We start from the raw sequence: 22842 nt of genomic DNA on the forward strand, positions 1-22842 counted from the left end.
TGCACAGCGTTTGGCCGCTTCAATTGCTGCTGATCGAGGTGTTTTCGTGGCGCGCCAGCCAGGTGTGCAACAGCGCAAAATTCAGCGAGAACTCGGGCATTTGCAGCAGAGCGCCGCAGAACACTTCACCGATGATTTTCTGGATCAGGCGCACCGCCCGCGGATCGTTCAACAAGGTGGCGATATCGCGACTCAGGACACTGAAGGCCCAGACCTTCTGGTTCAGATCCAGACCGACGAACCAGCGGAACAGCAGGTTGTAGCTGAGCTGCTCATACAACTGCTGCTCGCTGGGCACCGAATACAGCAACTGCAACAACAGAATCTGCACCACCGTGCGCGGCGCAATCAGCAGCCCCGGCTCGGCATTGAGGCCCTGGAGCAGATCGCCGTGCTGATCGAGCAACTCATCGATCTGCGGACGCAGCAGCACCAGCGAATGGCCGGGCGGGATATAGCTCGACACCTCCTTCAAGGCGCCCTGCCAATCATCCTGGGACACGATCCAGACCCACGGCGCCCCATAGCGATAGACCGACACCGGCTTCTTGCGCGCGGCCTCGACAATCTTCGACAGCCGTTGATCCAGCTCCTGCATGCCCACTTTCGAGTAGCGTTCCATAGTCCCCATAGCCTCACTCCCGGCGTCCCGCCTCGGCTTAAAAAAGTGGCCTGGCGGCCCCCTCAAGCGCGTTACATACCCAAGACATGCGTGGCCATGTGCTACCGAACTTTTGTCATAAAAGCTTCATTCACAAAGGCCGGTGGACGGTGAAACAACGACACCCACGAACCTCGTAGGAGCCGGCTTGCCGGCGAAAGCTGCCGCCAGGACAGCGCTGAGTTGTCTTTATTGCGCGCACGAGCAGACCGCCCTCTTCGCCGGCAAGCCGGCTCCTACGGGAGGGAATTGTTGTGCTGGAGAAAACTTAAAAATGCGCCGCCCGGACGGGCGCGCCGTTTACCGCCAGCGGCCATTACCGCAGCAACGGATATGTCCCCCACCCGATACCAACCTGCAACATGTCTCCAACGTAGTGGCGATTCTGCTGCGTGCCAGTTGCGACCTATTGGCAATCATGGGCTGGCGGCTTCAAGCCTGACGCCTGGGTGCTCCGCGCTGCTGGGCGGCGCGGAGCGTCTCTTATGGGGTAACGATCAGAACACCCGCTTCACAACCCCATGCTTGCAGACGGCGCGCAGGCGAACTGCCTTCGGGTTTTCATGGATGCTGCGTTTCACGCACAAACTCGATCAGCGCCTGTAGCGCTGGCGGTACGTGACGCCGACTGGAGTAATAGATAAAAAACCTGCTTGGCAGGGCTTTCCAGTCTTCAAGAATTTCCTCCAGTTGCCCCTGAGCCATGCAGTCCCTGGCCATCTCCTCATACACATACGCGATCCCGGCACCGTCCTTCGCGGCTTGGATCATCAAGGTGTCATCTTCCAGTATCAACGGTCCTGCCACGGCCAAGCGCATGGGCTGGCCCTCAGCAAGGTACTCCCACTTGTACAGTTTGCCGCTTGGGAAACGCCTGCCGATGCAGGCGTGCTCAAGCAGTCTCTGTGGCGTGTCTGGTGTGCCGTGCTGCCTGAGGTAAGCGGGGGCAGCCACGGTGACAAATCCCTGCGGTGAGCCGACCGGGACGGCGATCATGTCCCCGGCAAGACTCTCGCCGAAGCGCACGCCGGCATCGAAACCTTTGTCGATGATGTCGCTCAATCCATCGTCAGTCACCAGCTCCACGTTGATACGTGGGTAGGCAGCAATGAATGGCGCCAGCAGTGGTGCAATAACGAGGCGGGCTGCAGGTCGGGATACGTTCAGTCGCAGCGTACCGGTGGGAACTTCCTGTTTGAAGGTCAGTTCATGCAGACCTTTGGCGACCTCCGCCAACGCTGGAACCAGCGTGGCGAGCAGTTGATGGCCCGCTTCAGTGGGCGTCACGCTGCGAGTGGTACGGTTGAGCAGCCTGACCCCCAGCCTGCCCTCCAGGGCACGCATGGCGTGGCTCAGGGCCGATGCAGAGACGCCTCGCTCGTCGGCGGCTTTACGAAAGCTGTGATGGCGAGCCACGGCGGCGAAGGCGTCGAGTTCGGAAAGATCGCATGGGGTTTTCATGAATAGAATTCAGTAGTTCAAACACGATTGGCTATCTTATCGTCGGCAACCACCTGATGGACACTTTGCGCATCAATCGACGTGAGGTGTTTATGCAAAAAAATCGACTGGGTACGTCCGAGTTGTTGATTTCGCCCATTGGCATGGGCACCTGGGCCATTGCGGGGCAAGGGTGGGAGTTCAGCTGGGGGGCACAAGACGACCGCGATAGCCTGGCGGCGCTGGAGTACGCGGTAGAGCGCGGGGTCAACTGGATCGACACAGCGGCGGTCTATGGCCTCGGCCATGCCGAACGGTTGACGGGACAATTGCTGCGTCAGGTGCCGGCTTCGCGTCGTCCTTTGGTATTCACCAAAGGCAGCCTGGTGTGGGATCCCGAGACCCGTGAGATTTCTCATTCGCTCGCCCCCCTGTCACTGATGAAAGAGATCGAGGACAGCCTGCGTCGCTTGCAGGTCGATGTCATCGACCTCTATCAGATTCACTGGCCAGCGTTCCCGGCAGGTGGGGCCTGCGAAGGCATCGAGGAGGCTTTGGCGACTTTGGCCCAAGCCAAGGCGCAGGGCAAGATAAGGGCAATTGGCGTGTCAAACTTCGATGTTCCCCAACTTGAGCGAGCCCGCTCGGTCACCGATATCGCCTCCCTTCAACCGCCATATTCGGCTTTGATGCGTGATATCGAGGATCAGATCCTGCCTTATTGTGCGATGGCGCAGGTCGGCGTGATTGCCTACTCGACTTTACAATCAGGCCTACTGACGGGAAGCATGACCCGCGAGCGGATTGCACAGCTGCCCGACGACGACTGGCGAAAATCGCGCAGCGCCGACTTCCAGGAACCTCGCCTCAGCAAGAATCTCGCGTTGGTAGAAGTGATGGCAAACATTGGTGCCAGGCACGGGGTCACTGCGGCGGCCATCGCCATTGCTTGGGTGCTGCGTGATGCGGCTGTTTCCGGCGCGATAGTAGGCGCACGCCGGCCCGAACAGGTGAATGGATTGATCGATGCCATCAGCGTTCGTCTTGGTCAGGCTGAAATAGAAGAAATAAGCCACTACTTACCTGAAGGCATGGGTACGAACGTACCCGGCCGCGTGGCCTGAGCAAGCGGGTATCCACCACTCGAACTTGCCAGTCGGGAAGCATGGCCGAGCAACCGAGTTCCTTGATCGTCGGCGCCAGACGTTGCGCGCAACCTGTGACCAAGGCGCGCAACAGAGTGGGTTCAGTACGGCTGATCTTGTCGTAGCGGGCTGCCAGATGGCTTGCTCCAGTGTCAGTTTGGCCATCAGGCTGGCAGGTGCTTTTTTCTCGAATCGCGCTAGTGCATCGACCCACATCGTTCGGATCTTCCGGAATGAGTTTCAGCGGATTTTATTCAAGACCTTGAAAGGAATGGCCGTAAGGGCGAAAGCGCCAGCGGCCGTTACCGCAGCAACGGATATGTAGCCCAATCACCGAGAAAAACTGGCCGGCTCACAGGCCGCCAAGTTCCCCCGCAATCCTACAAAACTTGCAGACGCGTCTGACTTGTCCCCCCAAGACCCACCGTCCATAGTCCCCACTCGCCCCAATGGCGACCGGGTTTGGCGACCTGGCTACTCACCCACAGGCACTTCCGCTTGCAAGCTTTGCCGAGGACCCTTTATGTTCACGGCGATCTTTCATGGCGGCTGTACGCGGGAGATCCTCGGATCTGCCGATTATTGTGGGATGAGTCGGCTCGCCAACCCGCGTATAGCTGCCACCTATTCGACTGGCGACGACAGGACAGCTCCCTTACCCACAAGCGGAGGTTCCCATGACTCAGCAATACATCCCCATCACCGGCATCGACTGCCTTATTCCCTGTCTGTTTATAGACTAGACCGCCCCCTTGGACGTGCTGCATGCCAACGGCACCGCACGTTTACTGGCAGTGACTCAACTGCTGGAAAGCCTCTCCCGCGCAGAGTTCAAGAGTGCTGACGACACCGATCTGCAACATATCTCCAACGTAGCGGCCATTCTGCTGCGTGACAGTTGCGATCTGTTAGGAGTGATGGGCTGGCGCCTTCAAGCCTGACGCCTGGGCGCTCCGCGCTGCTTGGTGGCACGGAGCGTTTCAAATGGGGTCTTGGACTTTTTAGGGGGGAAAGTCTTTTAAAAATCGACCACCTTCTGCTTGCTTCTCATAGATTCAGGCGCAGATGGTGAACTACGAGGGCTAGTACAAAAGCCTCAGCGCTGCCGAGGCTTTCATCAGACCTACCGAACAGATGAGCAAGCTCACTCAGACCTCAAGCCGTTGTTTTGCCCCATCAAGTGTCGTTCTTGATCTTGCTCCAAGTGCGGGTACGTACACGCTCCAGCTTCAATGGCAGAGTTTCCAGGGGAAACAGGCTGTCCATGACTGACTGCGGTGGATACAACATTGGGTTGTTGCGCAGATGCTCATCAACCAGTGCAGTGGCAGCCTGATTTCCGTTGGGATAGCCGACGTAGTTGGAGTTCTTGGCGATGATCTCAGGGCGCAGCATGTAGTCGAGAAATTTGTAGGCAGGCTGCGGATTGGGGGCGCTCTTGAGGACCACCAGGGTGTTGATCCACAGGGGCGCGCCCTCGCGCGGGATGCTGTAGGCCAAGTTGACGCCGTTGTGGGCGTTCTCGGCGTTGAGCTTGGCGCTGTAGACCGATCCACCCCAGCCCACCACGACGCAGATATCGCCATTGGCGAGGTCGGTGCTGAACTTCGCAGAGTTGAAATAGCGAATGTAGGGACGGATCTCGTGCAACAGCGCCTCAGCCCGCTGGTAGTCGTCTGGGTTCTTGCTGTTGCTGGGTAGCCCCAGGTAATGCAGGGCGATGGGGATGATCTCGACCGGTGCATCGAGCATGGCAACGCCGCACTGGCTGAGCTTGGCGATGTTGTCCTTCTTGAAGATCAGATCCCAGGAGTCGACCGGCGCGTTGTTGCCGAGCAGTTCGCGCACCTTGTCGACGTTGTAGCCGATGCCTGTGGTGCCCCACATGTAGGGAATCGCGTAGCGGTTGCCGGGATCGTTGACCTCCAGTTTGCGCATCACGTTCGGGGCCAGGTGGGACCAGTTGGCGAGCTGCGAGCGATCCAGCTCCTGCAGCAGCCCGGCTTTAGCAAAGTTGGGCAGCAGATCGTCCGGCACCACCACCACGTCATAGCCGCTGCGCCCGGCCATCAGTTTGCTTTCCATCACTTCGGCGTCATCGAACACATCGAGGATGGGGGCGATGCCGGTTTCCTGCTTGAACTCTCTGGGCGTTTCCGGGGCAAGGAAGTCGGACCAGTTATACAGATGCACGCTGGGCGTATCTGCTTGCGCGTGACCCAGGCCGGAGAGCAGACCGACCAGGCTGAGGGTGAGGGTGAGGGTGAGGGTGAGCAAAGGCTTGCACTGCATGGTGATTCCTTCAGGTGTTGTTATTCGAGGACGGGAGGATCAGGCGCATGAGGGAATCAGCAGCTCGCGACGGCCGTCGGCATGGCGACAGCGTTCGCCGGGTAGGGCGAAGCGTCGGTCGGCCTGGTAGTCGTAAAGCTGGCGAGCGCTGGCGATGCGCGTCATGTCCAGACGCAGGCTATGCCGACACTCTTCCTGGCCCGCCTCGAACAGCAGGTGGCCAAAGGGATCTACCACGGTGCTACCGCCAGCAAAGGTCAGCTCGTCGATACCTGGGCCTACCCGGTTCACCATGGCAGCGAACACCTGGTTTTCCTGCGCCCGCGCGGCCACCGCAGTGCGGTGTACGAAGCCATAGGGCTGCATGTTGCCGTCCGTGATCAGAAGTAGCTCGGCGCCCAGTTCGGCCAGGGCGCGAGCGCTCTCTGGGAACTCGCAGTCGTAGCAAATCAGCAGGCCGATACGCACGCCGCGCCACTCCACCGTAGTGTAGCGATCGCCGGCCTCAACCAGTTCGCCTTCACCGACCCACAGGTGAGTCTTGCGGTAGCTCAGGGCGATGCCGTCCGGGGTGATCAGTACGCTGGTGTTGTAGTAGTGGCCTTGGTCGTTCTCGGTCAAGCCGACCACCACGGCGACATCGCGCTCGCGTACCACCTGCTGAAGCGCGCTCAGGCTCGGACCATTCAGTGGCTCGGCCAGGCTGGCGATGTTGTGCGGACTGGGGAAGCCGGTGATCAGCGACTCAGGAAAAATCAGAATGTCGGTGTCGTCCTGGCAGGCGGCAATGGCTTCCAGTGTGCGCTGCAGGTTGTAGGCAGTATCACCATCGCGGCCGGCCATTTGTACGAGCTCGAGTTTCATGAGCAAACCTTGTTGTTATGCGATTAGGCGTGGGCTCCGGAAACACTATGACTTTCCAGAGGGGAGGTGTAAGTATGTGTTTTCATTTTGAATTTCATATAACCCGGATTAGCTAACCCAGGGAGTAGTAGACATGGGGCTGACCCTGCAGGATCTGGCGTGGCACCGCGCTGTCGGTCAGTTGATCGAGCGCCTCGACCACCCTGGCTTCTGGCTGGCATTGAGTCGCCTGCTGCAGGACTACGTGCCGGCCGACAGCTGGGTCGTCCTGCTGTTCAGCCAGGGTCGCCCCCGGGTATTTGCCGAGAGCCCATATGAGGGTGAGAGCAGCGATCCGCTGTACTGCGACTACCTCAAGGGCCTGTATCTGCTCGACCCTTTCTACATCGCCTGTCGCGAGCACCCCGGCAGCGGCCTGGTGCGTCTGGCCGAAGTAGCTCCCGAGTGTTTCGAGCAAACCGACTACTACTGCGGATTTCGGTGAACGTGACCGAGCGTTTCGCTAATACGTGACCGGTGCTTCCACCCCGGTTGCGCGGGTTCTGGATTGTAATCGCATCGGTCACGATGCGGCTTGTTCCTCGGCTTTTTTTCGGCGCAGCGACTCGCCTTTCATCGTCAGTCGGTAGGCGTTGTGCACCAGGCGGTCGAGGATGGCATCGGCCAGGGTCGGGTCGTTGATCCAGCCGTGCCAGTGCTCGATGGGCAGTTGGCTCGTCAGGATGGTGGAGCGGCTGCCAGCGCGGTCGTCGATCACCTCCAGCAGGTCATGCCGGGCTCCTTCCTCCAGCGGGGCTAGCGCCCAGTCGTCCAGCACCAGGACGTCGACCTTTGCCAGCTGTTGCAGGGTACGGCCGAAGCTGCCGTCGCCATGAGCGATGCGCAGTTGTTCCAGCAGGCGCGGGGTGCGCAGGTACAGGGTGCTATAGCCCTGGCGGCAGGCCTGGTTGCCCAGGGCGCAGGCCAGCCAGGTTTTGCCGGCACCGGTCGGGCCGGTCAGCAGCAGGTTGTGCTGCTGGCGGATCCAGTCGCCACTGGCCAGGGTGGCGATCAGACGCTCGTCCAGGGCGCGTCCGGTGCGGCGGTCGAGATCTTCCAGGCAGGCGTTGGCGTACTTGAGCTTGGCCTTCTTGCGCAGCCGTACCAGGCGCTGGTTGTCACGCCAGGCCAGTTCGCGGTCGAGCAGTAGGCCGAGGCGTTCATCGAAGCTCAGGCTGTGGCTGGCCGGCAGCGTCCATTGCTCTTCCAGGGCGCGGGCCATGCCGTCCAGGCGTAGCTGGTGCAGTTGATTCAGGGTGTGTTGCGGCATCATCGAACAGCTCCTGTTGCGGGGGTTGGTAGTAGTCGGCGCCACGGACGTTCTCGTGGTCGCCGGGTAAGGTCGTTTCGGCGGCACGCTGGGGCAGCGGCTGTTGATCCAGGCCTTGCTGGAGCAGGTTGCGCACGCTGCGCCCGGTGAAGGCGCGCAGGTGTACGGCACGTTCGGCAGCGGCTTCCAGGCGTGCATTGCCATAGCGCCGGGCCAGCGAGAGCAGGCCGAGGCAGGCGCGGTAGCCCATCTCCGGGTGCGGCTTGTGGGTCAGTTGGTGATCGATCAGTTGGCGCGTGTAGGGGCCGATCCGCGCGCCCCAGTCGAGCAGGCGTTGTGGCGTCCATTCGCGATGCGCCTGGTGCGCCGCGGGCATGTGCTCGCGCTGGGTACTGTAAGCGCCGCGTCGCCCCAGCAGCAGGTGGCTGGCCACCCGCCGGTTGCCATGCAGCACTTCCAGGGTGTGTGCCGTCAGTCGCACGTCCACGTTCTGCCGGGCCAGGGCGGAGGGCACGCTGTAGAAGCTGCCATTGACCTCGATGTGGTAGTCGATGCTGACCTTGCAGCGCTTGAAGGTGGCGACCTCGTAGGGATGCACCGGCAGCGCTCGCAAGGCCGGGCGATCCAGGCGCTCGAACCAGTCGCGCCGGCAGCCATCGAGCCGCTTGAACGGGCGCCGATTCAGATCCTCCAGCAGCTCGGCGATGGCCTGGTTAAGCGCATGCAGGCTGAAGAACTGCCGATGGCGCAGCCGCGCCATGATCCAGCGCTCGACCACCTGCACCGCCACCTCGGCCTTGGCCTTGTCCTGAGGCTTGCGTGGCCGTGCCGGCAGGATCACCGTCTGGTAATGACGCGCGCACTCCAGCGTGGCCCGGTTCAGGCCCGGCTCGTAGCGATCCGGCTGGGCGACCAGGGCGCGCGGATTGTCCGGCACAACCATTTCCGGCACGCCGCCAAAGTAGGTCAGAGCCTGGCCCAGCGAGGTCAGCCAGTCCACCTGGGTTTCGCCTGGCGTCGCGCAGGCATAGGTGTAATTCGAGGCGCCCAGGGCGGCGACGAAGATGTGCGCCCGGCGCACTTCGCCGGTGGCCGGGTCGACCACCGGCAGCGTCGGCCCGGCATAGTCGATGAATAGCTTCTCGCCCGCACGGTGCAGCTGACGCATCGAACGTTTGAGCGTCTGGGCGTAGCGCCGGTAGTGCTCGACGAACTGGGTGTAGCGGTAGGTCGGCTGGCCCGCATGCGCGGCGAGATATTCCTCCCACAGCAGCTGCAAGGTCACGCCCTTGCGTCGCAACTCGCGGTGGATGCTCAGCACATCGGGCAGCACTCGCTCACCGCGCGGCTTGTTCGTCGACGTCGGTGCAAACAAGGCGGCCGCCAGCGCGGCCTCGTCCATGGCCACCAGCGCCGGCCAGTCCAGCCCGGCCACCCGCGCCGCCGCGATGTACTTGCTAACCACGCCCTTGGACAGCTGCAAGGCACGGGCAATCTTCTCGTGGGACAAGCCGGCCTCAAACTTGAGGCGCAGACATTCTTTGATGTTTCGCATGGCTACTCGCGGCGCCGCCATCTTCCTCTCCCGAAATCGGTCGAGGATGGCGGCGCATCAGGTCATGCGCAACGAAGGGGAAGGCTTTCGCTAAGTCGTGACCGGCGATTTCGGTAAGCCGTGACCACCTGTTTCGGAACAGGCGGAAAATCGGTCACGTTGCTACCGAAATGAGCGGTCACGCGTTAGCGAAATGACCGGTCACGATCAACCGAAACGGCCGGTCACGGTGCTCCGAAATCCGCATACTACCGCCTGTACTTCACCCACAACGTGGTCGCCGACGAGGTGCAGTTCAATGTTCAGCTGAGTGCAGACAGCACCCTGTGCCTGTCTCTGGGCAGCAAGCTCCGCTTCACCCCCGAGCAGATCGCCCTGTTGGAGTTGATCCGCCCTTGGCTAATCGCCTTGATGCGCCAGCGCATGGCCTTCGAACCAGAGCCTGCAGAGCCCGTGGCCGAGCAGTTGGCGCAGGAGGCTGGAATGGAGATGGTCATGCAGCGCCTAGGCGCAGCGCTGACGATGCGCGAAGTGGATGTGGTTCGCTTGATGCTGGCCGGCTGCTCGAACAAGGAAGTCGCGCGCAAGCTGGATATCTCTACCGAGACGGTGAAGGTTCACCGACGGCATCTCTACGCCAAACTCAACATCAAGTCGCAGCCTGAACTGTTCGCGCTGTTCATAAAGGCTCAGGGCTCGCTCAGCGCAACATCAACCTGAACCGTAGAGGACCGACCCGTTCTCAAACCGCCAAGCCCCATAATGCAATCCTACAAAACTTACAGACGCGTCTGACTTGTCCCCTCCGGGACCCAACACCCATAGTCTCTCTCGGTTCGCCAACCCGCGTTTCAAGCGCATCTCGCGCACCGAAAAAATGCTGGCGACACCAACCGGCAGCACATCACCAAGGTCGCTGAAATGACTCAGCGCGACGGTCGCAACTTGCTGGAGGAATAGCCCAAATGCCCCCCTTGCAAGGTGGGACCATTAAGTCTCAAGCTGTCGACAAACCGCAGTTGTTAAAAAACACAACCAGAGTAGCATTGGCTCGAAGACAGGGATGCCTATGGACATTCTCACGCCATCACGTTTTGCCGACGCTGCGATTTTGTATCCGAACGACAAGACCGGGCTTGATCGTTGCCTGCGGATTTTGAGGATGGCACGCCCGAAGGGCTTCGCAGACCTGCAAAAGCTTTTCGGTACGCAAGGGATCGACTTGTTCAAACCGAGAGCCGCAGCGAACTGGGTCGTGATCGACGTAGGCGGCAACAATCTCAGGGTGATCGGCGGCGTCAACTACACCCGACAGAAGTTTTACGTCAAACACATCTACACACATGCCGACTACGACCTTGCCAACGCCTGGTATGCAAGAAACCAAGGGGTAAAACGATGAGCGAAGCCCGAAACGAACTTCAAACCGTGATCGCAACGCTTGGCGAACTGCACGCGGTACTGGAGCGCCTGCGTGGTGAGTTTGTGCACGGCATCAAGACCCCCGCCGACTATGAACGTGCGACCGACCTGCTTGATGAACTCACAGACGGGCGCGAGCTGAGCAAGGTCGAAGAGAAAATTCTTATCGAACTCGAGGATGAAATCCTGGCCTACCAGCGCCACGCCGAGCAGTTTCGCGAATCGAACGCTGCTTTTGAGGCGACCTGCACCCCCGTGCAACTGATCAAGGATCTGATGGAAACGCTCGGGCTCACGGGCTCTGACCTCCCGGAAATTGGCGATAAAACAGCGGTGTCCAAGGTACTCAGTGGGGATCGCCCCATCAGTCACAAGATGGCATACGCGCTGGCAGAGCGATTTTCGATGGAGCCTAGGGCGTTCGTATCGGCAGCTTCGGGAAAGGCCGCACCACTCGAAACCGTTCGGACAAAGGCCAAGAAAACGCCAGCCCATCACCGCGTTCGCAACATCTCCAGGAACTTACGCCCAGAACAAAGTGCCGATACCGGCGAGTCCAAACGGGTAGCTTCCAAGAGCCGCATGCACTTGGGCAAAGCTCCGACCAAGTGATAGGGCGTTTCCATCCTGCCTTTATGAGCATCGGTTCAATAGCGCCCGATCGCCCTACCCCAACTGCAAAAAGAACCGGCCAATCCCCGCCCCTGTCCTCTCTGAAAAACTCTCATCCAGAAACAGATACCCCATGCCATCCGAAAGCACGCCTTTATGCTCAGTCAGCGCTCTATCCAGATCGCCCCCATAAATGGATACCCTTCTGCACCCTGCCCCCACTGAAACAGGCGACTGCAGCCAAGCGTCCACGCCATCCAACTTGGAAGCCAGGTTCTCATCATCATCGGCGTCGCAGTTCACCTCCAGCCGCACGGTACCGCGATCTGAAATCGGCTGAGCCGCCTCATCCCGCTCGGAACCGGCTCGCACATAGCCCATGACAACCGCCTGCGAACGACCGTCAATGGCACGCAGCTTTCGATAGTGAGCCACTTCTCCCGGCTGGTAGGGCACAAAAACCGAAACCCAATAATTCCTGTCGATCAAGGCTCCTGAAAACCAACGTCCAGGAAAGGCCATGAGGTGTGTGAGCGGCACGCCATCAGGCGAACAGGGCCAAGCCAAATCCGTGGGCAGGCAGGCCCCGCCACCGACATATGCATCATCTTTTGCAGGCGTTCCGCCGGTAAATATCAGCTCGTCAAACATCCGTTTCTTTCCACTCAGTCACAGGTTGCAGCATTCATTAACAGCCTCTGGCCAGTATTTGGGCCAAGACTTCACGCCCTACAACGCACGTCGACAATCCGCCATCAGTTCCTCCAGAAAGGCGCGCAACTGCGCCTCGCCCACCGCCAGCACCCGCTTGTACTCGTCCTGTCCGTACCATTCCCAGACAGTGGTGGAGAACCCCATGTTTTCAGCTCCGAAATTCGTCCGGGCGAATATACCGGCATCATGGTCCTTTCGCGCATCCGGCAGCCTCGCCGCTTGTGTCGTACCGCAAACTCTGGAATCGTCTGCCTCCTTGACCACGACGCCCATCCCCATGAACCCACGCCTCGCCCAGCTTATTGGTGACTACCAGGCCAGCGTCCGCTGCGCTGTCGAATTGATGCAGCAATCCGCCATCCCCCTCCCCGCCAGCAACAGCGACTGGGCGGGGCTCGATATTCCGCAGCAAGGGGAGCTGACTGGCGGCATTCGTTACTTCAAGCACGGCTATGGCTGCGCCGTTCACCTGCCAACGGCAACGGTGAGTTTTGACTTTGGCGAGCAGGGCGAGATCGGTGGCGTCACCCTGTCCAGGCTCGCCGGCTTTGCCGTGAACCGGCTCGCGCAATACGGTTTTACCGATGAGGATGAACTCAAGCACTGCTTCGAGCAGGAAGTGGCAGCCGGCTCGCTGGTGTATTCGGGCTACATCCTTTACTACGTCGCGGCGGCCGAGTCCCGGCCATGCAACCGGGTCGATGGCCACACACCTTCAGCCTGAAGCGCTCCACGCACTGTCGCTTCAGGCGTGGGACGCTGGCCGTCGAGCAATCACATCAAAGCGGTGCCAATGCTTGCTGCCGCGCAGGCTGGGACCATCGTATTCATGCGCCTCGAAGCTGATCAGATCTAGCCCCTGGAACAAACCACGGGCCTGCGCCTCGGAATGAAAGGTTCTTGACGGGTCGCCCGCCCAATCATCCCGGTTGCCGAACAGTTGCCCAACGAAGAGGCCTCCCGGCAGCAGAGCAGCCCTGACCTGGGCCCAGAATTTCTCGAAATGCCGCGGATGACAAAAAGGTATCGACATGCCCGCGTGAATCAACGAGGCAGCCGGCAATGTCGCGAGGCTTTCAAACTGTTGCGTGCGGGTTTCCAAGCAGACGCCCGGGAAGCCGGCGCGGATGGCGTTGACCCTTTCAATTGCCGCGCGCTCCTGGTCAATCGCTACGACATCCCAGCCAGCCTCCAGTAGGCCGCGGGTTTCATTGCCGCTGCCACAGCCCAGATCAATGGCCTGTCGCCGGCTCGCCTGAGGGCTCAGCCGCTTGAGCGCGGCACCTAGAAGCAATGATATCGGTCGCTCTGTGTGGTGCGCGTAGTAAGCTTCCCAACCTGACGGCCTGTCTGGATCTCGCCGTTGCATTCCTCGAACCTCCGTTGAAGACCATGGACTCATTGAGTGCCACGGATACTGACAGAGTTCTAATCAAGCTTCATGGATAAGAGCCCCTATTTCACCTACCTCGAATCCCGGAACAGCAGCATGAAATTCACCTCAGCCGGCCAACTCATCGACCCGCGAACCGTCGGCTATCGCAGCCTGGGCTTCGGCGAGGCGCTGTCGATCCCGGCATCGCCCTATGAACTGCGCATCAACCACAGCGATCTGCCGCCAAGCTTTCTGGACGTCGCCGACACCTTCAACGCCGAATGCAGGACCGACGATCTGGCCCAGGGCTCTGTCGACATTCCGGAACTGGCAGAGCTTGGCTACCCAAGCTTCAGGGCGCTGCTGCAAGAGCATCCCGACCTGGCGGCACGCTTGATCCAGGACTACCTGTATTTCGAGTTGTTTTTTTTCCTGTTGCCGAACTCCAGCGCGCTCAAGGTGGTGATCAACAGCATCACCAGCGTCCACTCGAGAGAGAACGTCATCATCCTGACCGGCGAAACCTTCGCCGCCAGAAGCGCCAGACAATGACCGGGCGCTAGCCACAGCACAGGCAACCGCTGATCAGTGGCTGATCGGGATCGCTTTCAACAAAGGTGACCCTGACTTCCACGCCCGCTTGCAGCGGTGTGGTTGCACAGCGCCAATTGGCGGCGCCTCCGAGCCAGCAGCTGCTTTTGTCATCGAAGCGACCTTCGCGGTCCCAGGGAAACTTGACCTTGAGCCTTCCCAGGTGCCGATCACCGCGCAGTGCCTCGTCGTCCACCGCGACGACCACCGCAGTCTGGCTGCTCACCAGGGGCTTTTCGTGCGCCGAAGGTGGACGGTAGGCCAGGTCCCACGGCACCAACGTGAAACGATTGCGATAACCCAACTGCTGGCCATCCCCGGCGCCCGGGTTGTCGGCGGCGTACTCGTCCGACAGCTGCGGTTGTCCGCCTGCGTGGATGACCCGAGTCAGTAGCCATGCCTCATTACGCTCTTGGCCTGGCGGGCCGGGGATGTCCAGAACATGGCCGCTGTGCAGCGCGGTGCGCGCCCCCTGCCCCTCCACCTGGCGATAAGCCGCGCGGCGGTATTCACCGGTCGGCAGGTTGATTGCTCCGGCGGGCTCGGGCGTGACAACCATAGTTGGCTCGATCCGCGGGAACACCGCCTGATGATCGCCAAACACCAGCACGTGGCCTTGAGCGCTGTGCTGGAAGTGAAAGTGAATCCCCTCCTCCTCGCACAGGCGCTGAATAAAGTGCAGATCCGTTTCACCGAACTGGGTGCAGCAGTCACGCTTGGGGTAGGTGGAGTCCAGTTGGAAGCGGTAGGCATCACCGAGGATCCCGTGTTCTTCGAGAATCAAGGCAACGATGGCCGGCACCGAAAACTGTTGATAGATGCGCTGGTTGGTGCGATGGCGCAAGTAGGACAAATGCGGGACCAGGGCCAGGTGGTAGCGCTGCGGATGCGCATGCTCAGTGTCTTTGCCGATGTGATAGATGCGTCCATGAACGCCGTTGCCCTGGGTGTCGAAGGCCAGAAAGGCCTCACTGTCGACCAGGCTTTGCAACTCCGGCTCTGGCCGCTCGCAGACAAACTCCACCTTGAAGAAGTACGGCTTGCCGATCGCCTCCTCGCCAGTGAAGGCCAGCACTTGAACATCCTGATCAAGTGCGTCGAGTGTCAAGCTGAAGTGCGTTTGATGGGCTGGGCTGAACATCCACTGTTCTCCTGATGCTTGAGGTGTTGAATGGACGCAGGCACATACCGCCATGCGCAAGAGTTGCTCTGCGCATGGCCAGTACATTTCACCGAATGTTTTAAATAATGAGCCCGCACTGGCTAGGGAAGTTGCACAGGGCAGAAGATGAAGAGTCGAACGAAATCAGATATTGCTCTTCACCTTGGTCCAGACTCGTGTGCGGATCCGCTCCAGTTTCAATGGCAGCGGCTCAAGTGGAACCAGTGTGGCAACTGTTTGCTTGTCTGGATAAATCCACGGATTGTCGCGCAACTTCTGCTGGACAAACTCCGTGGCGTCCTTGTTGGCATTGGGGTACAGCGTGTGATTTGAAGTCTTGGCAATCACTTCCGGCTGCAACATGTAGTTGATAAACGCCAGGCCTGCCTTGGGATGCGGAGCATCTTTCAACAGCACCAGATTCTCCGACCAGACCAATGCGCCTTCACGCGGAAGGCTGTAAGTAATCCGCCGTCCAGTGTTGGACTTTTCATTGATGGCCTGCGCGGCAAGCGCACCATTGGCCCAGCCCACCACCGCACAGATGTTGCCGTCCGCCAAGTCGGCGTCGATGCGCGACGAATCGAAATAACGGATGTAGGGACGAATCTTCAACAGCAGGGCTTGGGCTTTCTGGTAGTCATCCGGGTTCTTGCTGTTGCTCGGCAGTCCAAGGTAATTCAGGGCGATGGAAATGATCTCGCTGGGAGAGTCGAGCATGGCCACGCCACAGGACTGCAGCTTGCTGATGTTCTCTTCCTTGAAGATCAGGTCCCAGCTATTGACCGGCGCATTGTCGCCCAAGGCCGTCTTGACCTTGTCCACGTCATAGCCGATGCCGGTGGTGCCCCACAGGTAAGGCACCGCGTAACGATTGCCCGGATCATTGACCGCGAGCTGGGCCAGGATGTCCGGGTCGACATGGGACAGATTGCTCAGTTGCGCCGGGTCCAGCGGCTGCAGCACTCCGGCCTGGATCAGGCCGGGCAGCACATCGGAGGTCGCCACGACCACGTCATAGCCCGTGCGCCCGGCCATGACCTTGCTCTGCATGACCTCGGCACTGTCGAAGGCATCCATGTGAATGCGGGTGCCGGTGGCCTGCTCGAACTCTTTCGGGGTTTCCGGCGCGAGCAGCCCGAACCAGTTGTACAAGTACATCCCGGGCTCTGCCGCCCCTGCCGATGTGCTGATCCCGGCCCAGAGAAGCGCGGCTGAAAAAACGGTTCGCAAAGGTGATTTTCTCATGCAACATCCTTGTCCAGACGACGTGCCCTCATGGCTGTCGTAAATCCTGCAAGCGAATATACCGAGCCCAAGCCAATAGTAAATACCTCCAATTACTTACCCTTGACCCACGATTCCCTAACCCTAAAGGGGTAGAAAATGCCACTCGACCTTCATAGCCTGGCCTGGCATCGATCGATTGGAAAACTGATCATGCAGTTGAACCGCCCAGACTTCTGGAGTTCGCTGATTCGCACGCTAAATGAATATGTGCAGATCGATAACTGGGTTGTACTGATCTTCAGCAATCAGCAGGTGCAAGTGATCAGTCTTCCCGAGATCGCCGATGTGGAAGAGGTGGACGCCTTCACTCATCTGTATGTAAAGGGACTTTACTTGCTGGACCCCTTTTACATCGCCAACCGGGAAAACCCGCAGAGCGGCTTCTTTCACTTATTGGATATAGCCCCGGAGTACTTCGTTGAAACCGAGTACTACCACCAGTATTTCGCCCAGTACATTTCCATGGATGAAGTGCAATACAACGTGCAACTCGATGCCGATAGAACCCTGTGCATTTCCATTGGCAGCCGGGCTCGTTTCAATCAGGAACAAATCACCATGCTCGACCTGATCAAGCCCTGGGTGATTGCACTGATGCATCAACGCATGTGCTTTGAGAGTGATCTGGAGAAGAGCCTTGCCGCCCCAGCGCAATGGCCAGAAACCATCGGCCAAGTGGGCACGCAGATCACCACACGGGAAAGCGATGTACTCCGGCTGTTGCTCAGCGGCTTCTCCAACAAGGAGATCGCCGGCAAACTCGCCCTCTCGGCAGAAACCGTCAAAGTTCATCGCCGCAACATTTACGCCAAGTTGAACATCAAGTCACAGTCCGAACTCTTCGCTCGATTTTTCATGCCCAAGCAGGAGGTTCTCTCTTGACGCTACCGACCTCGATGACGATCCTTCCCGGCAAGCCGTAGCCCAACCGCTGCTTCGCCTGGATACCTCACGAACCCCGAACTCAGCAACACCCTCCAAGCCCCTCTCAACACGGATGTGGAACACCCCATGTTTAAAGCCATTCTCTTCGGCCTGCTGTCCTGCGCCCTGGTGCTGCCTGTTTTCGGGCTGGTCATTTCACAGTTTCTCCCTCCTGTGTTCGTGGCCCCTGGCGAACCGGGCTGGAGACAACAGCACAATCAACTGGTCAGCATCGACACCGTCCAATGGCTGACGGTGCTTGGCTGGGCCATCGCGGCAGGCGTCGGAGGATTTGTCGGCACCCGAATCCAGGCGACCCGCACCTTGCGTCCCGCCATCTGGGTCGGGGTCATCATCCTGCTGGTCTGGGGCGTTCCGGTGGGAATCTTCTTGGGGAACCAAATGGGCTGGGTGCATTTCACCTGCTGCCTGATCATCCTCCCGGCGGTGTGGGTGGGAGGAACACTGGCGCGGATAACGGGTGCGCGTCGCCAGCGGTTTTCCTGACAGCCGCCTACGCTTGCCAGCCATTTACACAAACGATTGTTGGGTAATTTCACCCCCGTTTCAGGCGACTGCACCTATCTGAGGCTTCGTCCTGCGACCTTTCAACAGAGCCAATCCTTCATGCTCATACAGCTTCTGACCAGCCTCCTGCCGTCACTCAACACACAGAACACCAAGGTTCATCTCGCCCAACACAACGGGATTGACCACCCGATGGACGTTTACCTGGCCGGCGAATTCGACGACTGGCAGTCGCGGCAGTCGCGAAGGAATTTCGAATGCGAGTATGTGATCGGCCTGGTCGAACTGCCCGGCACCAAGAAATGGCTGCTGGCCGGGGTCTACGACTCACTCAAGCTCAACGAGGCGAAGAGCGATAACGACCAGCATGACTTGGTGTACGACTACCGCCGCGTGCCTGAATTCGCCGAGCTGGAAGGTCGCTTAATACTCGACTACAGCAAGCCGCGGGGAAACTATCTCTGGCTGGAAACCTGCCTGAAAAGCATGGTGGTGTCCTCGCTCCTGGAAAGGCCCATGACGGTCGGCAAGTTTCCCGGGTTCAAGGAAGTCGATATCTCTCATCGGGAACTGAACATCATCGTCAAACAAGGCCTGGAGTCATGGCAGACCGCACTTTCCAGCGTGGCGGGCGTGTACCTCATCTCCGACCGGACTGAAGGCGAGCATCAGCTGTATGTGGGCTCCGCGACCGGCACTGGCGGTGTGTGGGACCGTTGGGTCACCTACGCCCATAACGGGCACGGAGGAAACATCCGCCTACGTGACCTGCACGCCCGGCGTGGCGAGACTTTCGCGGAAAACTTCAGGTTCAGCATCCTTGAAATTGCCGACAAGCACACAGGCAAGGAAGAAATGATGCAAAAGGAAATTCACTGGAAGCGCCGCCTTCTGACCCGCGACAGCGGGCTGAACGGCAACTGAAGGGTCTTGGCAAGCCAAATGGGCCGGGGGCATTTCACCTGCTGCCTGATCATCCTCGCGGCGGTGCTAGCCGGGTGTGCGCTGGCACGGAGCAAGGCTGAATCATTCGTTTGAACATCAACAGTGAACAGGTAGCCCTTCGATGGATATCCAATTTTGCGGTAATGCAATGCCTGGCAACCCCGCTGCCGGCACCTGCGATGAGTACAGCCTGAGCGCCATTTCCAGCCTGGACGAGTTGATCGACGTCTATCGCAAGATTGCTAGCAACCACCCGGGCTTCAGGCCCCTCCTCTCCCTGGATGATCTGCCCCAGGCCCGCTATACCTCCAGACATGCGCGCGACAACCTGGGGCTGGACGATGCTTCGGAACAGGACATCGCCCAGTTACCTGCAGAGTGCTTCGAACAGGGCGAATATCTGGGCTACCCCACCACCAAAGCCGAGTTCGCGATCATCTGGCGCAACTTCAGCGCCCTGGTGGCAGGTAGCTCGTTCGAAGACGCGTGCGCCCACGGCCTGACCCTTGACCAGCCCGCTCTGCAGGAATGGATGGACTATCAGGACAACCCTGTTTCACTGCTCGACCAGCCTCTCTCTGCACTCCTGGTTCCCGTCGAGCATGCCTGCCAGGCACTGGCTGCGTTTCCCAACGGCTATTTCAGTTGCGACCTGGGGCCCGCGCAAAACTATGCGGTAGCCCGCCATTTCGCCCAGGCCCACGGCTATGAATTGATGGGGGTTGGCGCGTCTTACCTCGGTTTCCTGCGTGCAGCGCCTGCCGACCTGTGCGTCGCCAACGCGGTGGCGAAAGATTTTTGTGCGCTCTACAACACCCCTGAGGAGAACCGGCAAGCGCTGATTTCAGCGGTCGTCCAAGCGATCCGCGACCGGGCACACCTGTGGCTGCGCTACGTGGAGTGACGCGCTGAGAAAAAACGATTGATGGTGGCTGGGGTGGATCTTGAATCGAATAGAAAAACGATCGGTTAAATCTGCTTCAACTTTTCGGCAAACAGAGCGACTTGGGTCGGGGTGAGTAACAACGACCCATTGATCTGCCAATCACAGTCGTCATCTGAGGTTGAGCCTAGGTAGATGCGTAAAAAAACCAACCCTGGAAACATTGGATCTCTGCTGGCAGAGAAGGCCAAGTCCTGACTTTCAGAAAGCCAATCTTGAGTAATGCCTTCTTCAAGTTGCGCTACCAGCAGGAAGAATTCATCCAGCGGTTGCTGTACATCCCCGGCTGAGTATTTTTCCGAGAGTATTTCTGCCTGCAACGCAGTGCCGGTGAGCCGAATCAGGACACAACCCGGTCGGCCGCTTGGACACGGCAGGATGGTCAACTTCAGTCCATCCTTTTGACTTATTTCTGCTGGCATTGATGCTCCGTTGTCGCCTTTATGACTCTCCCAGGATGCGAGAGTCTTTGTCTCGTAGTTGGTTAACGGGTTTGCCAGAGGATAAGGTCGATCTTCTTCAGCTGAGTGAAATGTGCATGATCTGCAACCAGGCTATCGAACTGTTGAATCCAGTTTCGAGCTTCGCTTGTGCCGAGGAAATCTTGGTACCAGCCCTCGATAGCGAGATAACATTTTTTCAAATCGTCGAGCTTCGTTTTGCTGTTGCCGGTAGGTGCCTTCAAACCGAGATTTTGCAACACATACATGTCCCAAACAGGTTTGTGAGGATCAAGGGTCGCAACCATCTTGCTGGAGAATGATGGTTCAAAACGGCCGGTCGCGGCGTAAAGCGCATCAATCACCGTATCGAAGCCCGGCTTGGTACCCCGCAACTGCTCCATAAGCTGATAGTAGGCCTGGTAGTAGACCGGCGTCCGCTGACGCATTCTGTAAAAGCCGTTATACGCACGTTGGAAGTCTGTATCTGAGGTTACGTTCACCTGCCCGTACCGGTTCATCAACGCTAGGTACTTTGCAATCCCTGGCTTCGCCTTTTGAATGGCATCCGTCACATCCTTGCTCATTTATACGACACCCTCACGATATGAAGGGCATATTGTAGCGTCTGAATCGCCCCGGTTTTGCTAAAGATATTGAGACCTCCAAAGGAGGCGAGCCAAATAGGCTTTCATCAAGCCCCCCCTAACCGAAAGCAGGCACCTCGCAAGCGCAGTGCCCTGGCATGGGGCCCCTCTACGCCGACTCGCCTTTATCAACCGCCAACGACGCCAGCATCTCAGCACGGCACACCTGAAGAATCTCATCCGCCAGCGCTGAATCATCCGGACAGGCGCGCGACAACAGGATCGCACCGACCGCACGCGACAGCAGGTCGATCATTTTCCTTCTGCCCTCGCCCGCTGGCGCATCCGGCCCGGTCGGGTATTTGTCACCCAGGGTTTGCAGGGTGTGCTCGATCCCTTCGGCAAAGGTCGCTTTCAGATCGTCCGGCTGGCGCGCCGCATCGCCGCCCAACGCAACCATGGTGCAGCCGTTGCCCCGCCGGTCCCGGTGCTCCCGCGACACATAGACGTCAATGAACCCCGGCACATCAAGCGCCTGCGCCGCTGCCAGGGATTTGGCCAGGCTGCAGGCCGAGGCTTCGGCCATGAGGTCGGCCTTGGAGCCGAAATGCTTGTAGAAGCCGCCGTGGGTGAACCCGGCCGCCGCCATCAGATCCGACACACCCACACCGTCGAAACCGCGCTCACGGAACAGCTCAGAGGCCGTTTCAACGATGTGCTCTCGATTGGCCTGCGCCTGGGCCTTGCTCACTCTCACGTGCAGTACCTCATGTTCATTGGGAAATCAGGGGCTCAATCATACATAGATGTCGAGCATAATCAAAACCGTTGACAGTTTAGATTTCGATCATCATCCTAATTGCACGCACCACCGACCTCCACTCACGGGCACGGAAGAGACACCAGATGACCGATCAGAATCTGTTCACCCCTTACACCCTTGGCGCCCTCACGCTGGCGAACCGCATCGTCCTCGCGCCGCTGACCCGCAACCGCGCGGGCGCAGGCTTTGTTCCCAGCGAATTCGCCGCCACCTATTACAGCCAACGCGCTGGCGCAGGCTTGCTGATCAGCGAAGCCACGCAGATTTCCCAGCAAGGCCAGGGCTATCAGGACACCCCCGGGGTCTACACCCAGGCGCAGATTGATGGCTGGCGCAAGGTGACCGACGCGGTCCACGCCCAGGGCGCAAAGATCTTTGTGCAGCTGTGGCATGTCGGCCGCGTATCCCATGTTGATCTGCAAGAGAACGGCGCCGCTCCCGTGGCCCCTTCGGCGCTGCGCGCGGCCACCCAGGTGTTCGTCAACAACCGTTTTGAAGAGGCCAGCCAACCGCGAGCCCTGGATATCAACGAACTGCCGGGGATCGTCGCCGATTTCCGCCAGGCCGCGGCGAACGCAATCGCCGCCGGGTTCGATGGCGTGGAAATTCACGGCGCGAACGGCTATCTGCTGGATCAGTTCCTCAAGGACAGCGCCAACGTGCGCACCGATGCCTACGGCGGTTCGATTGAAAATCGTGCCCGTCTGCTGCTTGAGGTGACGGCGGCCGTCATCGACGAAATCGGCGCGGAACGCACCGGAGTACGCCTGTCACCGGTGTCGCCGGCCAACGGTGTCTCCAGCAGCGATCCGCAGGCGCAATTCGATTACCTCGTCGAGCAACTCGACGCCCTCGGCGTGGTTTATCTGCATATGGTCGAAGGTGCGACCGGCGGTCCACGTGACGTGGCGCCATTCGATTTTGCCGCCCTGCGCCAGCGCTTCAAAAACACCTACATCGCCAACAACGGCTATGACCTGGACCTGGCGACCTCACGGCTCGCCGAAGACCAGGCCGACCTGATCGCCTTCGGGCGTCCGTTCATTGGCAACCCGGATCTGGTGGAGCGCCTCAAGACCGGCGCCACCTTGTCCGCATTCAATCCCGCCACCCTCTACGGCGGCGGCGCGGCGGGCTACATCGACTACCCGACGCTGGTTGAATCGAACGCCAGCGCAGGCTGAGCAAGCAGAAACCGAGCTGTCTGTTTTCACCCATTA

At 59.4% G+C, this 22842-nt stretch carries 25 protein-coding genes and 3 pseudogenes; 13 read left to right on the plus strand and 15 right to left on the minus strand.

Annotation, left to right across the window (positions count from 1 at the left end; genetic code table 11):
* Nucleotides 1-19 precede the first annotated feature (19 nt).
* Together BLV47_RS15585 and BLV47_RS15595 are read right to left on the minus strand one after the other, a co-directional pair.
* Nucleotides 20-622 (minus strand): transposase, encoded by a 603-nt coding sequence (locus BLV47_RS15585; RefSeq protein ID WP_092315029.1) that lies wholly within the window; start codon nucleotides 620-622, stop codon nucleotides 20-22.
* 600 nt (nucleotides 623-1222) lie between these two features.
* Entirely contained in the window at nucleotides 1223-2122 is a 900-nt protein-coding gene (locus tag BLV47_RS15595) for a LysR family transcriptional regulator (protein ID WP_092315031.1), read from the minus strand.
* A gap of 92 nt (nucleotides 2123-2214) precedes the next feature.
* Between BLV47_RS15595 and BLV47_RS15600 the strand changes: the two genes are divergently transcribed.
* Nucleotides 2215-3225, plus strand: coding sequence for an aldo/keto reductase (locus tag BLV47_RS15600; protein WP_092315033.1), 1011 nt, complete (start codon nucleotides 2215-2217; stop codon nucleotides 3223-3225).
* A gap of 10 nt (nucleotides 3226-3235) precedes the next feature.
* Here BLV47_RS15600 and BLV47_RS35465 read toward each other — a convergent pair.
* Nucleotides 3236-3385: pseudogene (locus BLV47_RS35465) on the minus strand (IS4 family transposase); the annotation flags it as partial.
* Nucleotides 3386-3998: 613 nt separating this feature from the next.
* Here BLV47_RS35465 and BLV47_RS15610 point away from each other — a divergent pair.
* Nucleotides 3999-4187 carry a short-chain dehydrogenase gene (locus tag BLV47_RS15610; protein ID WP_244168884.1) on the plus strand — a complete coding sequence of 63 codons (189 nt, stop codon included), beginning with the start codon at nucleotides 3999-4001 and terminating at the stop codon, nucleotides 4185-4187.
* A 235-nt stretch (nucleotides 4188-4422) separates the two neighbouring features.
* Here BLV47_RS15610 and BLV47_RS15615 read toward each other — a convergent pair whose 3' ends face one another.
* Together BLV47_RS15615 and BLV47_RS15620 are read right to left on the minus strand one after the other, a co-directional pair.
* On the minus strand, nucleotides 4423-5538 hold the full coding sequence (locus BLV47_RS15615) for a polyamine ABC transporter substrate-binding protein (RefSeq protein ID WP_092315035.1): 1116 nt from the start codon (nucleotides 5536-5538) through the stop codon (nucleotides 4423-4425).
* A 39-nt stretch (nucleotides 5539-5577) separates the two neighbouring features.
* Nucleotides 5578-6402, minus strand: coding sequence for a carbon-nitrogen hydrolase family protein (locus BLV47_RS15620; RefSeq protein WP_092315037.1), 825 nt, complete (start codon nucleotides 6400-6402; stop codon nucleotides 5578-5580).
* A 133-nt stretch (nucleotides 6403-6535) separates the two neighbouring features.
* On the opposite strand from BLV47_RS15620, the pseudogene BLV47_RS15625 reads away from it, so the two are divergent.
* Nucleotides 6536-6871: pseudogene (locus BLV47_RS15625) on the plus strand (helix-turn-helix transcriptional regulator); the annotation flags it as partial.
* 93 nt (nucleotides 6872-6964) lie between these two features.
* On the opposite strand, the gene istB reads toward BLV47_RS15625, so the two are convergent.
* Together istB and istA are read right to left on the minus strand one after the other, a co-directional pair.
* Complete coding sequence (gene istB / locus BLV47_RS15630) at nucleotides 6965-7714, minus strand: IS21-like element IS1474 family helper ATPase IstB (RefSeq protein ID WP_062838242.1); 750 nt, start codon at nucleotides 7712-7714, stop codon at nucleotides 6965-6967.
* The gene (gene istA, locus BLV47_RS15635) at nucleotides 7602-9287 is read right to left on the minus strand and encodes an IS21 family transposase (RefSeq protein ID WP_062838241.1); all 1686 of its coding nucleotides are present in this window, start codon (nucleotides 9285-9287) and stop codon (nucleotides 7602-7604) included. Before istA ends, istB begins: the two co-directional genes overlap by 113 nt.
* Before the next feature lie 225 nt (nucleotides 9288-9512).
* Between istA and BLV47_RS15640 the strand changes: the two are divergent.
* The 3 genes and pseudogenes from BLV47_RS15640 to BLV47_RS15650 form a co-directional block, all read left to right on the plus strand.
* A pseudogene (locus BLV47_RS15640) lies at nucleotides 9513-9986 on the plus strand (LuxR C-terminal-related transcriptional regulator); the annotation flags it as partial.
* 349 nt (nucleotides 9987-10335) lie between these two features.
* Nucleotides 10336-10668 (plus strand): type II toxin-antitoxin system HigB family toxin, encoded by a 333-nt coding sequence (locus BLV47_RS15645; protein ID WP_092317251.1) that lies wholly within the window; start codon nucleotides 10336-10338, stop codon nucleotides 10666-10668.
* Entirely contained in the window at nucleotides 10665-11300 is a 636-nt protein-coding gene (locus BLV47_RS15650; RefSeq protein ID WP_092315041.1) for a helix-turn-helix domain-containing protein, read from the plus strand. The genes BLV47_RS15645 and BLV47_RS15650 overlap by 4 nt, the downstream gene beginning before the upstream one ends.
* Nucleotides 11301-11354: 54 nt before the next feature.
* Here the strand turns inward: BLV47_RS15650 and BLV47_RS15655 are convergent, their stop codons facing one another.
* Both BLV47_RS15655 and BLV47_RS36750 read right to left on the minus strand, forming a co-directional pair.
* On the minus strand, nucleotides 11355-11951 hold the full coding sequence (locus BLV47_RS15655) for a hypothetical protein (RefSeq protein ID WP_092315043.1): 597 nt from the start codon (nucleotides 11949-11951) through the stop codon (nucleotides 11355-11357).
* 78 nt (nucleotides 11952-12029) lie between these two features.
* Nucleotides 12030-12158: a hypothetical protein gene (locus tag BLV47_RS36750; protein ID WP_279626581.1), complete on the minus strand. Its 129-nt coding sequence runs from the start codon at nucleotides 12156-12158 to the stop codon at nucleotides 12030-12032.
* A 133-nt stretch (nucleotides 12159-12291) separates the two neighbouring features.
* On the opposite strand from BLV47_RS36750, the gene BLV47_RS15665 reads away from it, so the two are divergent.
* Nucleotides 12292-12738, plus strand: coding sequence for a DUF6896 domain-containing protein (locus BLV47_RS15665; protein WP_092315047.1), 447 nt, complete (start codon nucleotides 12292-12294; stop codon nucleotides 12736-12738).
* Nucleotides 12739-12759: 21 nt separating this feature from the next.
* Here BLV47_RS15665 and BLV47_RS15670 read toward each other — a convergent pair whose 3' ends face one another.
* On the minus strand, nucleotides 12760-13416 hold the full coding sequence (locus tag BLV47_RS15670; RefSeq protein WP_341865631.1) for a class I SAM-dependent methyltransferase: 657 nt from the start codon (nucleotides 13414-13416) through the stop codon (nucleotides 12760-12762).
* A gap of 87 nt (nucleotides 13417-13503) precedes the next feature.
* Between BLV47_RS15670 and BLV47_RS15675 the strand changes: the two genes are divergently transcribed.
* Entirely contained in the window at nucleotides 13504-13941 is a 438-nt protein-coding gene (locus BLV47_RS15675; RefSeq protein WP_092317254.1) for a hypothetical protein, read from the plus strand.
* 7 nt (nucleotides 13942-13948) lie between these two features.
* Here BLV47_RS15675 and BLV47_RS15680 read toward each other — a convergent pair whose 3' ends face one another.
* Together BLV47_RS15680 and BLV47_RS15685 are read right to left on the minus strand one after the other, a co-directional pair.
* Entirely contained in the window at nucleotides 13949-15121 is a 1173-nt protein-coding gene (locus BLV47_RS15680) for a contractile injection system protein, VgrG/Pvc8 family (protein WP_092315051.1), read from the minus strand.
* A 165-nt stretch (nucleotides 15122-15286) separates the two neighbouring features.
* Nucleotides 15287-16390 carry an extracellular solute-binding protein gene (locus tag BLV47_RS15685; RefSeq protein ID WP_092315053.1) on the minus strand — a complete coding sequence of 368 codons (1104 nt, stop codon included), beginning with the start codon at nucleotides 16388-16390 and terminating at the stop codon, nucleotides 15287-15289.
* A 138-nt stretch (nucleotides 16391-16528) separates the two neighbouring features.
* On the opposite strand from BLV47_RS15685, the gene BLV47_RS15690 reads away from it, so the two are divergent.
* The 4 genes from BLV47_RS15690 to BLV47_RS15705 all read left to right on the plus strand — a co-directional run bounded on the left by BLV47_RS15690 (nucleotide 16529) and on the right by BLV47_RS15705 (nucleotide 19733).
* Complete coding sequence (locus BLV47_RS15690; RefSeq protein WP_092315055.1) at nucleotides 16529-17314, plus strand: response regulator transcription factor; 786 nt, start codon at nucleotides 16529-16531, stop codon at nucleotides 17312-17314.
* A 129-nt stretch (nucleotides 17315-17443) separates the two neighbouring features.
* The gene (locus tag BLV47_RS15695) at nucleotides 17444-17863 is read left to right on the plus strand and encodes a hypothetical protein (RefSeq protein ID WP_016966845.1); all 420 of its coding nucleotides are present in this window, start codon (nucleotides 17444-17446) and stop codon (nucleotides 17861-17863) included.
* Nucleotides 17864-17983: 120 nt separating this feature from the next.
* Nucleotides 17984-18808, plus strand: a complete 825-nt coding sequence (locus BLV47_RS15700; RefSeq protein ID WP_092315057.1) for a GIY-YIG nuclease family protein — start codon at nucleotides 17984-17986, stop codon at nucleotides 18806-18808.
* 169 nt (nucleotides 18809-18977) lie between these two features.
* Nucleotides 18978-19733, plus strand: coding sequence for a hypothetical protein (locus BLV47_RS15705; RefSeq protein ID WP_092315059.1), 756 nt, complete (start codon nucleotides 18978-18980; stop codon nucleotides 19731-19733).
* 65 nt (nucleotides 19734-19798) lie between these two features.
* Here BLV47_RS15705 and BLV47_RS15710 read toward each other — a convergent pair whose 3' ends face one another.
* The 3 genes from BLV47_RS15710 to BLV47_RS15720 all read right to left on the minus strand — a co-directional run bounded on the left by BLV47_RS15710 (nucleotide 19799) and on the right by BLV47_RS15720 (nucleotide 21556).
* Nucleotides 19799-20194: a hypothetical protein gene (locus BLV47_RS15710; RefSeq protein WP_016965432.1), complete on the minus strand. Its 396-nt coding sequence runs from the start codon at nucleotides 20192-20194 to the stop codon at nucleotides 19799-19801.
* Nucleotides 20195-20256: 62 nt separating this feature from the next.
* Nucleotides 20257-20799, minus strand: coding sequence for a hypothetical protein (locus tag BLV47_RS15715; RefSeq protein ID WP_042941200.1), 543 nt, complete (start codon nucleotides 20797-20799; stop codon nucleotides 20257-20259).
* 169 nt (nucleotides 20800-20968) lie between these two features.
* Nucleotides 20969-21556: a TetR family transcriptional regulator gene (locus BLV47_RS15720; RefSeq protein ID WP_208605269.1), complete on the minus strand. Its 588-nt coding sequence runs from the start codon at nucleotides 21554-21556 to the stop codon at nucleotides 20969-20971.
* A gap of 149 nt (nucleotides 21557-21705) precedes the next feature.
* Here BLV47_RS15720 and BLV47_RS15725 point away from each other — a divergent pair, with 149 nt between their 5' ends.
* A complete protein-coding gene (locus tag BLV47_RS15725; protein WP_092315063.1) occupies nucleotides 21706-22806 on the plus strand; it encodes an alkene reductase in 1101 nt (366 codons plus the stop codon).
* Nucleotides 22807-22842: the final 36 nt, after the last annotated feature.

Origin of the sequence: Pseudomonas saponiphila, from assembly GCF_900105185.1 — a bacterium.
Taxonomy (GTDB): Bacteria; Pseudomonadota; Gammaproteobacteria; order Pseudomonadales; family Pseudomonadaceae; genus Aquipseudomonas; species Aquipseudomonas saponiphila.

What these genes read in the sequence shown, in the direction of transcription:
- BLV47_RS15585 (WP_092315029.1), bottom strand. Translation starts at nt 622, where the DNA reads ATGGAACGCTACTCGAAAGTGGGCATGCAGGAGCTGGATCAACGGCTG.
- BLV47_RS15595 (WP_092315031.1), bottom strand. Translation starts at nt 2,122, where the DNA reads ATGAAAACCCCATGCGATCTTTCCGAACTCGACGCCTTCGCCGCCGTG.
- BLV47_RS15600 (WP_092315033.1), top strand. Translation starts at nt 2,215, where the DNA reads ATGCAAAAAAATCGACTGGGTACGTCCGAGTTGTTGATTTCGCCCATT.
- BLV47_RS15615 (WP_092315035.1), bottom strand. Translation starts at nt 5,538, where the DNA reads ATGCAGTGCAAGCCTTTGCTCACCCTCACCCTCACCCTCACCCTCAGC.
- BLV47_RS15620 (WP_092315037.1), bottom strand. Translation starts at nt 6,402, where the DNA reads ATGAAACTCGAGCTCGTACAAATGGCCGGCCGCGATGGTGATACTGCC.
- istB (WP_062838242.1), bottom strand. Translation starts at nt 7,714, where the DNA reads ATGATGCCGCAACACACCCTGAATCAACTGCACCAGCTACGCCTGGAC.
- istA (WP_062838241.1), bottom strand. Translation starts at nt 9,287, where the DNA reads ATGGCGGCGCCGCGAGTAGCCATGCGAAACATCAAAGAATGTCTGCGC.
- BLV47_RS15645 (WP_092317251.1), top strand. Translation starts at nt 10,336, where the DNA reads ATGGACATTCTCACGCCATCACGTTTTGCCGACGCTGCGATTTTGTAT.
- BLV47_RS15650 (WP_092315041.1), top strand. Translation starts at nt 10,665, where the DNA reads ATGAGCGAAGCCCGAAACGAACTTCAAACCGTGATCGCAACGCTTGGC.
- BLV47_RS15655 (WP_092315043.1), bottom strand. Translation starts at nt 11,951, where the DNA reads ATGTTTGACGAGCTGATATTTACCGGCGGAACGCCTGCAAAAGATGAT.
- BLV47_RS36750 (WP_279626581.1), bottom strand. Translation starts at nt 12,158, where the DNA reads ATGGGGTTCTCCACCACTGTCTGGGAATGGTACGGACAGGACGAGTAC.
- BLV47_RS15665 (WP_092315047.1), top strand. Translation starts at nt 12,292, where the DNA reads ATGAACCCACGCCTCGCCCAGCTTATTGGTGACTACCAGGCCAGCGTC.
- BLV47_RS15670 (WP_341865631.1), bottom strand. Translation starts at nt 13,416, where the DNA reads ATGAGTCCATGGTCTTCAACGGAGGTTCGAGGAATGCAACGGCGAGAT.
- BLV47_RS15675 (WP_092317254.1), top strand. Translation starts at nt 13,504, where the DNA reads ATGAAATTCACCTCAGCCGGCCAACTCATCGACCCGCGAACCGTCGGC.
- BLV47_RS15680 (WP_092315051.1), bottom strand. Translation starts at nt 15,121, where the DNA reads ATGTTCAGCCCAGCCCATCAAACGCACTTCAGCTTGACACTCGACGCA.
- BLV47_RS15685 (WP_092315053.1), bottom strand. Translation starts at nt 16,390, where the DNA reads ATGAGAAAATCACCTTTGCGAACCGTTTTTTCAGCCGCGCTTCTCTGG.
- BLV47_RS15690 (WP_092315055.1), top strand. Translation starts at nt 16,529, where the DNA reads ATGCCACTCGACCTTCATAGCCTGGCCTGGCATCGATCGATTGGAAAA.
- BLV47_RS15695 (WP_016966845.1), top strand. Translation starts at nt 17,444, where the DNA reads ATGTTTAAAGCCATTCTCTTCGGCCTGCTGTCCTGCGCCCTGGTGCTG.
- BLV47_RS15700 (WP_092315057.1), top strand. Translation starts at nt 17,984, where the DNA reads ATGCTCATACAGCTTCTGACCAGCCTCCTGCCGTCACTCAACACACAG.
- BLV47_RS15705 (WP_092315059.1), top strand. Translation starts at nt 18,978, where the DNA reads ATGCCTGGCAACCCCGCTGCCGGCACCTGCGATGAGTACAGCCTGAGC.
- BLV47_RS15710 (WP_016965432.1), bottom strand. Translation starts at nt 20,194, where the DNA reads ATGCCAGCAGAAATAAGTCAAAAGGATGGACTGAAGTTGACCATCCTG.
- BLV47_RS15715 (WP_042941200.1), bottom strand. Translation starts at nt 20,799, where the DNA reads ATGAGCAAGGATGTGACGGATGCCATTCAAAAGGCGAAGCCAGGGATT.
- BLV47_RS15725 (WP_092315063.1), top strand. Translation starts at nt 21,706, where the DNA reads ATGACCGATCAGAATCTGTTCACCCCTTACACCCTTGGCGCCCTCACG.